The organism is Limnobacter alexandrii, from assembly GCF_005871185.1.
Taxonomy (GTDB): domain Bacteria; phylum Pseudomonadota; class Gammaproteobacteria; order Burkholderiales; family Burkholderiaceae_B; genus Limnobacter; species Limnobacter alexandrii.
Map to the genome: position 1 here is coordinate 1,249,757 of NZ_SWKN01000006.1, position 12,588 is coordinate 1,262,344.

Sequence of the window (12,588 nt, forward strand, 5' to 3'; positions counted from 1 at the left end):
TACATGCGAGAAAACCTGTTGTTTCACTGGAACCGAATTCGCGAAAAGCTCTGGGTGAAACCCTTGCTGGTCAGTGTGTTGTCGGTTGCCTTTGCGTTTCTGGCCACCCTGGCCGATCAAACCAATGCATCTGTTTGGGTACCCGATGTCAGCACCGAGTCCATCGAGGCTTTGCTGAATTTGGTCACCTCCAGCATGTTGGTCATTGCCATGTTTGCAGTGGGGGCCATGGTCACTGCCTATGCCTCAGCCAGCAATTCCGCCACACCGCGCGCCTTTTCGGTGGTGCTGGCTGACGACACCTCGCAAAATGCCCTGTCAGTTTTTATCGGTGTATTCATTTACGGGGCTGTGTCATTGGTGGCGCTTGAAAACGACTTGTACGAACACGCAGGCCGTTTCGCGCTTTTTGTGGTCAGTGTGCTGGTTTTTGCCCTGGTGATCCTCACGTTCATTCGCTGGATGGACAGCATTGCCCGCCTTGGGCGCATGGGTAACACCATTGACAAGGTTGAATTCGCCGTTGCGGAGTCATTTGTCAGTCGATTAAAGCAGCCCTACCTGGGGGGCAAGCCCGCTTCAAATTCAACCCATCTGCAAGGCCTTCCCTTGTTCATGCCCAATGTGGGGTATTTGCAGCGCATCGACATGGCTTCACTGCAAACAAGTGCTGAAAAACATGAAGTCGACATTGAATTGATTGCCTTGCCGGGCAAGTTTTGTACGCCGGACAAGCCGGTTGCCTATGTCGCGGGCTCGCCTCAGCAGCAAATTGATTGTTTGTCTGAATTGGCTTCTGCCTTTTACCTGGCCGATCAACGAACTTACGATCAAGACCCTCGGTTCGGCCTGATTGTGTTGTGTGAAATTGCCTGTCGGGCCTTGTCCCCTGCGGTCAATGATCCCGGGACCGCCATTGATGTGATCGGCACCACCACACGACTTTTTCACCAATGGGCCACGGGCGACGACAAACCCGATGACACCGTGCTGTACGACCGCATCAGCGTTCCCTCTTTGCGAGAGCTTGACATGTTTGATGATGCCTTCAATGGACTGGCCAGGGATGCAGCCGGCACTGTCGAGGTGTCTATCCGTTTACAAAAGGCATTTGTAGCCATGGCTGGTTTCGGCAATCCGTGTATTCGCGCGGCTTGTCTGGAACATTCGCGACGGGCCTTGACCAGAAATGAGTTGACCATGAACTTGCCGGAAGACATTGAAGCGGTCAGACGGGCTGCAAGCTTCTAGGCACGGAATACTTGGTACAATCAGAGGCTTAGCTCAAACCTGCCAGACCTGTCCCCATGCTTGCCCAACAACGAAACACATTGATCGCCGCGTTCGAAGCGGCCGCTGCTGCTGCCCTCAATCAGCCCTTTGAGGGCGTGGTTACGCTGGAAAAGCCCAAAGACGCCAGCCACGGCGATGCTGCCTGCAACCTGGCCATGCAATTGGCCAAGCCTGCACGCCGCAACCCACGTGAACTTGCACAATTGTTGGCCGACCATGTGAAGGGCAATCCCTCCTGTGCAGGGCTGGTTGATGCGGTTGAGGTGGCAGGCCCGGGCTTCATCAACATTCGGCTAAGCCAACAGGCCCGCGTGGCCGTGGTGGCCGAGGTGCTGAAACAGGGTGCCGAATTTGGCAAGTCACAAGCCCATGCGGACGAAACCGTACTCATCGAATTTGTATCGGCCAACCCCACTGGGCCCCTGCATGTGGGCCACGGCCGACAGGCTGCCTTGGGCGATGCCATGGCCGCTGTCATGCAAACCCAGGGTTGGAAAGTTCACAAAGAGTTTTATTACAACGACGCGGGTGTGCAAATTCAAACCTTGGCCACCTCGGTTCAGGCTCGCGCCAAAGGCGTTAACCCCGGCGACGCAGAATGGCCCGAAAGTGCCTACAACGGCGATTACATTGCCGACATTGCCGCCGACTTTCTGGCGGGCAAAGAAGTGAAGGCTGCCGATGGCGAGCCTGTCAAGGGCAGTGGCAATGTAGACGATTTCGAATCCATTCGCGCATTTGCCGTGGCGTATCTGCGGGCCGAGCAAGACCTTGACCTGAAAGCCTTTGGTGTCAACTTCGATCAGTTTTACCTTGAAAGTTCTCTGTATTCCGAGGGCAAGGTGGAAGCCGCAGTCGCATTGATGGTTGCCTCGGGCAAAACCTTCGAGGAAGGCGGCGCCTTGTGGCTGCGCTCCACCGATTACGGTGACGACAAAGACCGGGTCATGCGCAAGTCTGAGGGCGGCTATACCTACTTTGTGCCCGATGTGGCCTACCACATCCAGAAATTCAAGCGTGGCTTTGGCAAGGTCATCAACATTCAGGGCACCGACCACCACGGTACCATTGCCCGTGTCCGGGCTGGTTTGCAGGCCTGCAATGTGGGCATTCCGCAGGGTTACCCCGACTATGTGCTGCACAAAATGGTCACGGTCATGAAGGGTGGGCAGGAAGTGAAAATTTCCAAGCGTGCCGGTAGTTACGTGACTGTGCGCGACCTGATCTGTTGGTCAGGCGGGGTGGATGAAAGCCAGCCCATGCTGAGCCAACCCGAGGCCCTCACCAAAGGCCGAGACGCCGTGCGTTTTTTCCTGGTCAGCCGCAAAGCCGACACTGAGTTTGTGTTTGATGTGGATTTGGCCTTGGCCCAGTCGGATGAAAACCCGGTGTATTACGTGCAGTACGCGCATGCACGCATTCACTCCATTCTGGACCAGGCTGAAGTGGACCTTTCGAGCATTTCCAGTGCCGATCTGACTCTTTTGTCTGCACCTTCCGAACTGGCTTTGTTCCGAACGTTGGTTTCTTACCCGGACATTTTGTCCAAGGCGGCCGACGAGTTGGCGCCCCACCACATTGCGTTTTACCTGCGTGAACTCGCCGGCGCCTTCCACACTTTCTACAACGCCGAGCGGGTTCGAATCGACGATGTGGCCTTGAAAACAGCCCGTGTGGCCTTGCTGGTGGCTGTGGCCACGGTGTTGGCCAACGGCTTGGCTGTGTTGGGTGTATCAGCGCCAAAGCGCATGTAAAAGTTACGCGCTGAACATCCCAAAACCCTTGTGCTGTAAGGGTTTTGGGTGAAAATTGAGGAGGCGCCACTCTAGGCGCAAGTACCGTGTTTTTGGTACCATGAATGGCTAAGCAGTCTAAAGGTTTTGCATGAACGCACCCGTTGAATTAAACACATTGAAACCCTCAGCCGGCGAAACCGCCCGCCTGCGGGAAATTCCGTACAACTACACCTCGTTTTCGGACCGTGAAATCGTGATCCGTCTGCTGGGTGAGTCGGCCTGGAACATTCTTCAAGAGCTGCGCCAGGAAAGGAAAACCGGACGGTCAGCCCGCATGTTGTTTGAAGTGCTGGGTGACATTTGGGTGGTGCGCCGCAATCCTTATTTGCAAGACGACCTGTTGGACAATCCCAAGCGCCTTACCGCGCTGATCGAGGCCCTGTTCCATCGCTTGGGCGAAATTGATGCCCGCCGGGTTGAAGTGAAGGAAGCTGCGGCAGAAACCGATTCCGAGGATCGCAACGCAAAAGTGCGCGAGTTGCTGACCGTGGCAGAGAAAGCAGTGTTCGAATTTCAGCGCGAGCTGGAAGCCATGGCCATATTGCGTGGCCATGCCCGCAAAGCGCTGGGCGAGCACACTGCAAAAGACAACATCAAGTACGACGGCCTGTCCCGTGTTTCTCACGTGACCGACGCAACCGACTGGCGCGTTGAATACCCCTTCGTGGTACTCACCCCCGACCGTGAATCTGAAATTCCCGGCCTGGTGAAAGCCTGTATCGATTTGGGACTCACCATCATTCCACGTGGAGGCGGCACGGGCTATACCGGTGGCGCTGTGCCCCTTACAGCCATGTCGGCCATCATCAACACCGAGAAGCTGGAAGAGCTTGGTCAGGTGAAAATGGAAGTGTTGCCGGGCCTGAGCGAAGAATATGCCACCGTGTTTTCCGGCGCTGGTGTGGTTACCAAGCGTGTTTCTGAAGCAGCAGAACAAGCGGGCCGCGTGTTTGCGGTTGACCCCACTTCAGCTGAAGCCAGCTGTATTGGTGGCAACATCGCAATGAATGCGGGCGGCAAGAAAGCGGTGTTGTGGGGTACTGCGCTCGACAACCTGGCCTGGTGGAGAATGGTCGACCCGCAGGGCGATTGGCTTGAAGTTACGCGAGTCAACCACAACCTGAGCAAAATTCACGATGCACCCCAGGCCGATTTCGACTTGGTGTGGTCCGACGGCCGCCTGGCACCGAATGCCAAAATTCTGAAAACCGAGCGCCTTACTGTTGAAGGTGCGCGTTTCCGCAAAGTGGGTTTGGGCAAAGACGTTACTGACAAATTTCTGGCGGGCCTGCCTGGCATTCAGAAAGAAGGTTGCGACGGTCTGATTACTTCTGCCAAGTGGATTTTGCACCGCATGCCCAAGCACACCCGCACGGTGTGTCTGGAGTTTTATGGTCAAGCCCGCGACGCAGTGCCTTCAATTGTCGAAATAAAGAATTACCTGGATGGCGAAGGCAAAGCCATGGGCGCCATTCTGGCAGGCCTTGAACACCTGGATGAGCGCTATTTGCGCGCGGTGAAATACAGCCCGAAATCCAAGCGTGGCGCATTCCCGAAAATGGTGTTGTTTGGCGACATCGTGGGTGACGATGAAAATGCAGTGGCCCAGGCAGCCTCTGAAGTGGTGCGCCTCTCCAACGGTCGCGCCGGTGAAGGTTTCGTGGCAGTCAGCCCCGAGGCTCGCAAAAAGTTCTGGCTTGACCGTGCCCGCACGGCGGCCATTGCGCGTCACACCAACGCCTTCAAAATCAACGAAGATGTGGTCATCCCCTTGCCGCGCATGGGCGAGTACACCGATGAAATTGAACGCATCAACATTGAACTGTCGATTCGCAACAAGCTGAAGCTGGTTGCTGCGCTGCGCTCCTTCTTCGAAAAGCCGCTGACTCTGGGCAAAACCGATGAAGTTGATTCCACCAAATTGTCGACCGAAGACCTGGTGGGCGACCGCGTGGGCCGAGCCGTTGAGTTGCTTGAGGCGGTGCATGAACGCTGGAGCTGGTTGCTGGGCAATATGAACATGCCCTTGGCACAGGCCAACCCTGTGATAAAAACCATTGGTTTGGGCCATTTGGATGCAGCGCTGGAAAAACGCTTGGCTGATCAACCCGAAGCCACCGTGTTTGATGTGCTGCAAGACCGCACCATTCGCGTTAGCTGGAAAACCGAACTGCGCCACAACCTGAACCGCATATTTGAGGGCGGTGTGTTTGTGCCCGTGATGGAAGAGTGCAAGGCCATTCACAAGCAAGTGTTGCGTGGCCGCCTGTTCGTGGCGCTGCACATGCACGCTGGCGATGGCAATGTGCACACCAACATTCCGGTGAATTCCGACGACTATGAAATGCTGCGTGAAGCGGAACACACCGTAGACCGCATCATGCAAATTGCCCGCAATCTGGACGGTGTCATTTCTGGCGAGCACGGCATTGGCATTACCAAGTACCAGTACCTCACCAAAGAGGAATTGCAGCCCTTCCAGGACTACAAGCAACGAATTGACCCCGAAGGTCGTTTCAACAAGGGCAAGCTGTTGCCCGGCGGCGATTTGGCCAATGCCTACACGCCCAGCTTTAACCTGATGGGCCATGAAAGCCTGATCATGAGTCAAAGCGACATTGGTTCAATTGCTGACTCTGTGAAAGACTGCTTGCGCTGCGGCAAGTGCAAACCCGTGTGTTCTACCCACGTGCCACGCGCCAACTTGTTGTACAGTCCACGCAACAAAATTCTGGCCACATCCTTGCTGGTCGAAGCTTTCCTGTATGAAGAACAAACCCGTCGCGGTGTTTCCATCAAGCATTGGGAAGAATTCGAAGATGTGGCTGACCATTGCACGGTCTGCCACAAGTGCTTGACCCCTTGCCCGGTTGATATCGACTTTGGTGATGTGTCCATGAACATGCGTGCCTTGCTGCGCAAGATGGACAAGAAAAGCTTCAACCCCGGTACCGCCTTGGCCATGACTTTCCTGAATGCGAAAGACCCGGCCACCATCAAGGCCATGCGCGTGGGCATGACAGGCATTGGTTACAAGTTGCAGCGTGGCGCATACAAAGTGGCCAAATCGCTGGGCATGTTGAACAAGCAAACCGCCAAGCCGCCAGCCACTGTGGGCAAGGCTCCAATTCGTGAGCAGGTGATTCACTTCATCAACAAGCCCATGCCCGGTGGTTTGCCCAAGAAAACTGCGCGCGCGTTGCTGGACATCGAGAACAGCGATTACGTGCCGGTGATTCGCAACCCGAAAACCACACAGGCCGACACAGAAGCCGTGTTCTATTTCCCGGGTTGTGGCTCCGAGCGCCTGTACAGCCAGGTGGGTTTGGCCACGCAAGCCATGTTGTGGAATGTGGGCGTGCAAACCGTGTTGCCTCCCGGTTACCTGTGCTGTGGCTACCCGCAGCGCGGGGCAGGGCAGTACGACAAAGCCGAGAAAATGATCACCGACAACCGTGTGCTGTTCCACCGCGTGGCCAATACACTGAACTACCTCGACATCAAAACCGTGGTGGTCAGCTGTGGCACGTGTTACGACCAGTTGCAGGGTTATGAATTCGAGAAAATTTTCCCGGGTTGCCGCATCATCGACATTCATGAATTCCTGATGGAAAAAGGCGTGAAGCTGGACAACGTCACGGGTACGCAGTACATGTACCACGACCCTTGCCACACACCGATGAAAACCTACGATCCGCTGAAGGTTGTGAATGAATTGATGAACAGCGAGTTGCAGGGGCAGAACATCACGAAGAACGACCGCTGCTGTGGTGAGTCTGGCACCTTCGGTGTGTCTCGCCCCGACGTGGCCACGCAGGTTCGCTTCCGCAAGGAAGAGGAAATGCGCAAGGGCGCGGACAAGCTGCGCGAGAAAGCGCCGCAGGCCGATGTGAAAATTCTGACGAGCTGCCCTTCTTGTTTGCAAGGTTTGAGCCGTTACAGCGACGATGCCAACGTAGATGCCGATTACATTGTGGTTGAAATTGCCAAAAATGTACTGGGTAAGGAATGGCTTCAGAACTACGTGAAAGAAGCCAACGATGGCGGTATCGAGCGCATCCTTGTCTGATCACGCTTCACCAAATACCAATTGCCCCCTGTGTGCCACACCGGGCGGCGATTGGGTTTTCAATTGCAGCAAGTTCCGTGTTATCGAAGCGGTAGATGCCGACTATCCGGGGTTTCTTCGCTTGGTGTGGAATGATCATGTGCGCGAGTTTTCCGATTTGAGTCGGGAAGATCGGCTGCTGTGCATGGATGCAGTGGTGTTGCTTGAGCAGTTCGTGCTTCGTGTTTTCAAAGCGGACAAGGCGAATATTGCAACGCTTGGCAATGTGGTGCCACATTTGCACTGGCATGTCATCCCGCGTTTTACAGACGACAAACACTTTCCTGCGCCAGTGTGGGCCGCGGCCAAGCCGGGCGTTTCCTTGTCGCCCCGGCAGCAGTGGGTGCTTGATTCCAAACCGAAATGGATGCTGGACTTGCGGGCTGAATTATTGGCGGCGTTTCCAGGCTAAATCGCCTCGCTTTTTCGCGTGTATACCTCTGTTGCCTCGCTCACTCAGGCGCATACCCTCTCTCGCCAGAAAACCTGTCTTCCCTTTTTGAAATCACCCTGACTCACCTTGCTCGGCAAAAAAGCGGGCCGAGTCTCGGTGTCGGCCTTGGACCGACCGTGGCGGGTGAGTTCAAACGGGCAGGTTTTCTTGATCGGCGCTGCGAGGGTATTGCCACCTGAGTTCGCCGAGCGCGTGAGGTTTGGGTGCTATGCCGCCTTGCCGGCTTTGCAAGGCTTCCCGGCGGCTTCGAAGCGCGGGGCGGTTCCGCCGGGAACCGATGCGAAGACGCTTAAGCGTTTCGCATGCCCCAAGCCAGAAGCATCACGCCGGAATCAGAAGCATTGCTTAGGCAAAGTGGCATAGCATTCAAATCGAACTCGGCTTAGCCACAATCGTGCGCTGTAGCAGTAGTCAAACAACCGTGGCCTCAGCAGCAACAGGCTTGGAAGCCGCGCCAGCCTTCGCCAGCGGCATCAAAATGGTGAAGGTGCTGCCCGCATTCGGTCGGCTTTGAATGTCCAGTTCACCGTCGTGGCGTTGCACCACATGCTTCACAATCGCCAGGCCCAAGCCAGTGCCACCGCTTTCGCGTGAACGGCTGCGGTCCACGCGGTAAAACCGCTCGGTCAGGCGGGGAATGTGTTCGGCGGAAATGCCAATGCCCGTGTCGCGCACCACAAAAGCTGCACAGGCTTTGCCAATCTCGTTTTCGGCCCGTCGAAGCGTAATCGTGATATTTCCCTTCTCGGGTGTGTAGCGCACTGCATTGGTTACGATGTTCGAGAAAGCACTGAAAATCTCGGCTGAATTGCCAAAGCCCATCAGGCCTTTTTCCACATTCACTGAAATATTGTGTTTGCCGGCCGACAACTGCTGTGCTTCATCGCCTGTCTTTTGTGCAATTCCACTCAAATCCACAGGCTCACCACCTTCGCCTGCATTCGGCGATGATTCAAGTGCTGACAAGGCCAGCAGGTCTTCCACCAGGTTCTGCATGCGGTTGGCCTGGGTGTACATCAAATTCAGATACTCGGTTTGTTGTTCCTTGCTCAAGGGCAGGTCGCGGAAGGTTTCCAGAAAGCCGCTCAGCACGGTCAGCGGTGTTTTCAGTTCATGTGACACATTGGCAATAAAGTCGCGGCGCATGCGTTCCAGTTTTTCAACCTGGGTAACGTCGCGAGACAACACCAGCATTTGCTGGTCGCCGTAGCTGACCAATTGCACCGACAAAACCTTGCTGCGGCTTCGGGGCGCGGTCATGATCAGGGGTTGCTCCCACGACCGGCTGCGAATGTACTTGGAGAAGTTTGGGTTCCGAACCAGGTTAATCAGTGGCTGCCCAATGTCGCTGCCCAGTTTCAGCCCCAAGTGGTCTTGTGCGGTGTCGTTGCACCAGGAAATGTGGCCTTCGGAATCGAGCGTGACCACGCCATCGGGCAGGGCCTGGGCTGCGGTACGAAACGACACCAAGGCATTGGTAAGGGCCTGCTGTTGACGCTGGTGAAGGCGAAGATATCGAAACAGCTTGGCGGCGAGATCATCCCACCAGCCCGACACTTCGGGTACGTTCTCGACTTTGAAGTCATCCAGCCAGGCAATAATGCGAAGGCCTGAACGCACATGGAGCGCATAAACCACCAGCGAGGCCAAAATGGATCCCGCCACTGCGCCTTTGTGGCCAGCAACCATTTGACCCACGATGGCGGCTGCACCCAGCACCATGGCCAACAGTATCAATCGAAAAAAGATGAACGCCATAGGTGCGTATTCTAGGGGAATATCCCTTGTAGGGGAGCCCTTAGTTTAGTGCACCTTCATTTTGCGTTGCGGTAAAACGGTAGCCGGCACCACGAACTGTTTCAATCAGACGGTCGTGGCCTGAAATGGTCAAGGCCTGGCGCAAGCGGCGAATGTGAACGTCCACTGTGCGCTCTTCAACAAAAACATGGTCGCCCCACACCTGGTCAAGCAACTGCGTGCGGCTGTGCACACGTTCTGGGTGGGTCATGAAGAAGTGCAGCAGGCGGAATTCTGTGGGGCCCATGTCAATAATCTTGTCATGGCCCATGATGCGGTGCGTCACCGGGTCTAGCTTTAGGCCATGTACTTCAACAATGTCGTCAGTCAGTTGGGGCGCACGGCGGCGCAGCACTGCCTTGATACGGGCCAGCAATTCTTTGGGTGAGAAGGGTTTTGTGATGTAGTCGTCGGCGCCAGCCTCCAGGCCATCTACCTTGTCCTGTTCCTCGGTTCGGGCGGTCAGCATGATGACTGGCACGTGGCGCGTACGCTCGTGGCCGCGCAGTTCATGCGCAAACTGAATACCCGTTTTCCCTGGCAGCATCCAGTCCAGCAGCACCAAGTCTGGCAATTCAGCAGTAATCAGGGTTTTGGCCTGGTCTGCGTCGGCGGCCCGCAGCACTTTGTGCCCGGCAAAGCTCAGGTTGACGGCAATCAATTCTGCAATTGCAGGTTCATCTTCAACAACTAGGATGGTGCTGGACATCTCGCTTTTCCTCTTCTCTGGCATATTTATTGTGTGCAATGCCACCTAAAGTAGTGGATTTCCATGACAGTAATATGACACTTGAATGAATCGTCATCAAATTAATCCTGCGCCGTGGTGTAAACCGCTGTTGGCCTCGATGAGATACACTTGAGGATTACGCATTTGAAAGACCCCGAGCAGCATGGAAACCACCAACATTCCCACTCCCACACGCATTGTGGTGCACCAAAAGTCCAAGGTACTCGAAATTGAATTCGATACTGGCGCCTGTTTTAACCTGCCATTCGAACTGTTGCGGGTGTATTCGCCTTCTGCCGAGGTGCGTGGCCACGGTCCCGGGCAGGAAACCCTGCAGGTGGGCAAAAAAGAAGTGACCATTACCAACCTGGAACCCGTAGGCATGTACGCCATCAAGCCGTTTTTCTCTGATGGTCACGATTCTGGTCTGTTCAGCTGGCAATACCTGCTGTGGATGGGGGAAAACCAGGAAGGCTTGTGGGAAGACTATCTGGAACGCATGAAGGCCGCTGGTGCAAGCCGCGAAGCCAATGCACCTGAAAACATTCCATTTGAACAAAAGAAGGGCGGCGCCTGCGCGAGCCACTAAATCACATGAACGACAAAATCACCGATTTCGGCTTCGAGAAGGTTCCCGAGGAACAGAAAGCCAAGAAAGTAGCCGAGGTATTTGATTCGGTAGCGGCCAAATACGACATCATGAACGACCTTATGTCGGGTGGCATGCATCGCCTGTGGAAGGCCAGCACCGTGCGTGCAGCTGGCGTTCGCCCCGGCATGAAAGTGCTCGACATTGCAGGCGGCACTGGCGATCTCAGCAAGGCTTTTCTGGACAAGGTGGGCTCTGGCGGTGAAGTGTGGCTGACTGACATCAATGAGAGCATGCTGCGCGTGGGCCGAAACCGCATGATCGACCACGGGTATTTGCCAAAAATGGCGTTGTGCGATGCTGAAAAGCTGCCTTTTCCCGACAATTACTTTGATGTGGTGACTGTGGCGTTTGGTTTGCGCAACATGACCCACAAAGACGTGGCCTTGAGCGAAATGCGCCGTGTGATCAAGCCGGGTGGCAAGGTGCTTGTGCTTGAGTTCTCAAAGGTAAACCCCTTGTTGGCCCCGGCCTATGATCTGTATTCATTCCAGGTGTTGCCAAAAATTGGTCAGGTTGTGGCGCAAGACAGTGCCAGCTACCAGTACTTGGCCGAGAGCATTCGCATGCACCCCGATCAGGAAACCCTGAAAAGCATCATGCTTGAAAGTGGTTTCGACCAGGTGAAGTACACCAACTTCACCGCAGGTGTGGTCGCCCTGCACCAAGGAACCAAATTCGCCTGATTCTGTCTACTGCAGTAGGCGAAAATTAAAATTCTGGAGGCTTTTGTCGTGAAAACCCGTGTCTGGTCTGTTCGATTGTCAGTGTTGGCCGTTGTGGCGGCTTTTTTGAGTTTGAGTGTGTTGCCAACTGATGCAGAAGCCCGCCGAATGGGCGGTGGCGGCAGTTTTGGTCGTTCGGCGCCTTCTCAATTCCAGAAGTCTCCCCCCACCGCGCCTTCTGGCACTTCTTCTACAGCGCCCAGCAAGCAGCAGGCCACCAACCCTGCTGGCGCCACTGCTGGCACTGCGGCCGCACCGCGTAACCGTTTCCTGGGTCCCTTGGGTGGTTTGGCGGCCGGTTTGGGCTTGGCCGCCCTGTTCGGCTACCTGGGCTTTGGCGCTGGTATGGCAGAATTCCTGGGCACACTGTTGATGATCGGTCTGGCCGTTTTTGCAGTCATGTTCCTGGTGCGCATGTTGCGCGGTCAACAGGCGACCAAGCAGCGCCCCGCATACAATGCGGCAGGCTCATCAGGCAACAACAGCTACCGCGAAGCGCCGCAGTCGCCCCGGTACAGTGCGCCTTCAAATCCAATCAATGATCCTGTGCCTGGCATGGGCACACCGCGCAACGACCAGGGTTTTGGCCAGTTTGGCAATGCGTCCGCTTTTGATGCGCCAATGCCAGCTGCAACGCCTGTGAAAGACCTGCCCGCTGGTTTCGATGAAGCCAATTTTGTGAACAGTGCCAAGAAGTTTTTCGTGACCATGCAAGGCGTGTTCGACAAAGGCGATGTTGAGGGCTTGCGCGAATATTGTAGCGACGAGGTGGTTGATCACCTCAAGGCTGAAATTGATGCCCGCGGCAATGCGGTGAACCGCACTGATGTGGTCACACTGGATGCACAGCTGATTGGTTTTGAGACCGATGTGGATGAGCAAATCGCGACTGTGGCCTTCACAGGCATGCTGCGCGAAGAGCAAGATGCGCCGGCAGTTGAAATCAACGAGCTGTGGATCATGTCCCGCCCGGTTGCAGGCGGTGGCTGGGTGCTTTCAGGCATTCACAATCTGTAATTTTTGACCCTACCCGCCG

General features: G+C 55.4%; 9 protein-coding genes. 7 read left to right on the forward strand and 2 right to left on the reverse strand.

Translation table 11 applies throughout. The features are described from left to right. Positions 1–3 precede the first annotated feature (3 nt). The 4 genes from FCS97_RS06215 (at position 4) to FCS97_RS06230 (ending at position 7,609) form a co-directional block, all read left to right on the forward strand. Positions 4–1,251 carry a DUF2254 domain-containing protein gene (locus FCS97_RS06215; protein WP_138517543.1) on the forward strand — a complete coding sequence of 416 codons (1,248 nt, stop codon included), beginning with the start codon at positions 4–6 and terminating at the stop codon, positions 1,249–1,251. Between the two features lie 56 nt (positions 1,252–1,307). Beyond that, entirely contained in the window at positions 1,308–3,047 is a 1,740-nt protein-coding gene (argS, locus tag FCS97_RS06220; RefSeq protein ID WP_138517544.1) for an arginine--tRNA ligase, read from the forward strand. Positions 3,048–3,177: 130 nt separating this feature from the next. Next, positions 3,178–7,158, forward strand: coding sequence for a DUF3683 domain-containing protein (locus FCS97_RS06225; RefSeq protein WP_138517545.1), 3,981 nt, complete (start codon positions 3,178–3,180; stop codon positions 7,156–7,158). Next, entirely contained in the window at positions 7,130–7,609 is a 480-nt protein-coding gene (locus FCS97_RS06230) for an HIT family protein (RefSeq protein ID WP_138517546.1), read from the forward strand. Before FCS97_RS06225 ends, FCS97_RS06230 begins: the two co-directional genes overlap by 29 nt. 453 nt (positions 7,610–8,062) lie before the next feature. Here FCS97_RS06230 and phoR read toward each other — a convergent pair whose 3' ends face one another. Both phoR and phoB read right to left on the reverse strand, forming a co-directional pair. Next, complete coding sequence (gene phoR, locus FCS97_RS06235; RefSeq protein WP_138517547.1) at positions 8,063–9,409, reverse strand: phosphate regulon sensor histidine kinase PhoR; 1,347 nt, start codon at positions 9,407–9,409, stop codon at positions 8,063–8,065. A 40-nt stretch (positions 9,410–9,449) separates the two neighbouring features. Next, on the reverse strand, positions 9,450–10,157 hold the full coding sequence (gene phoB / locus FCS97_RS06240; protein ID WP_008250307.1) for a phosphate regulon transcriptional regulator PhoB: 708 nt from the start codon (positions 10,155–10,157) through the stop codon (positions 9,450–9,452). Positions 10,158–10,341: 184 nt separating this feature from the next. Here phoB and FCS97_RS06245 point away from each other — a divergent pair, with 184 nt between their 5' ends. From FCS97_RS06245 to FCS97_RS06255, 3 genes are read left to right on the forward strand one after another with little or no spacing between them, the layout of a single operon-like run. Further along, a complete protein-coding gene (locus FCS97_RS06245; protein WP_138517548.1) occupies positions 10,342–10,767 on the forward strand; it encodes a gamma-butyrobetaine hydroxylase family protein in 426 nt (141 codons plus the stop codon). A 5-nt stretch (positions 10,768–10,772) separates the two neighbouring features. Then, positions 10,773–11,513: a bifunctional demethylmenaquinone methyltransferase/2-methoxy-6-polyprenyl-1,4-benzoquinol methylase UbiE gene (gene ubiE, locus FCS97_RS06250; protein ID WP_138517549.1), complete on the forward strand. Its 741-nt coding sequence runs from the start codon at positions 10,773–10,775 to the stop codon at positions 11,511–11,513. 48 nt (positions 11,514–11,561) lie between these two features. Then, positions 11,562–12,569 carry a Tim44 domain-containing protein gene (locus FCS97_RS06255; protein WP_138517550.1) on the forward strand — a complete coding sequence of 336 codons (1,008 nt, stop codon included), beginning with the start codon at positions 11,562–11,564 and terminating at the stop codon, positions 12,567–12,569. The last annotated feature ends 19 nt before the right edge of the window (positions 12,570–12,588 follow it).

Bases quoted from the DNA above. Each gene is read 5' to 3' on its own strand.
- FCS97_RS06215 (WP_138517543.1), top strand. From the start codon at position 4: ATGCGAGAAAACCTGTTGTTTCACTGGAACCGAATTCGCGAAAAGCTC.
- argS (WP_138517544.1), top strand. From the start codon at position 1,308: ATGCTTGCCCAACAACGAAACACATTGATCGCCGCGTTCGAAGCGGCC.
- FCS97_RS06225 (WP_138517545.1), top strand. From the start codon at position 3,178: ATGAACGCACCCGTTGAATTAAACACATTGAAACCCTCAGCCGGCGAA.
- FCS97_RS06230 (WP_138517546.1), top strand. From the start codon at position 7,130: ATGGCGGTATCGAGCGCATCCTTGTCTGATCACGCTTCACCAAATACC.
- phoR (WP_138517547.1), bottom strand. From the start codon at position 9,409: ATGGCGTTCATCTTTTTTCGATTGATACTGTTGGCCATGGTGCTGGGT.
- phoB (WP_008250307.1), bottom strand. From the start codon at position 10,157: ATGTCCAGCACCATCCTAGTTGTTGAAGATGAACCTGCAATTGCAGAA.
- FCS97_RS06245 (WP_138517548.1), top strand. From the start codon at position 10,342: ATGGAAACCACCAACATTCCCACTCCCACACGCATTGTGGTGCACCAA.
- ubiE (WP_138517549.1), top strand. From the start codon at position 10,773: ATGAACGACAAAATCACCGATTTCGGCTTCGAGAAGGTTCCCGAGGAA.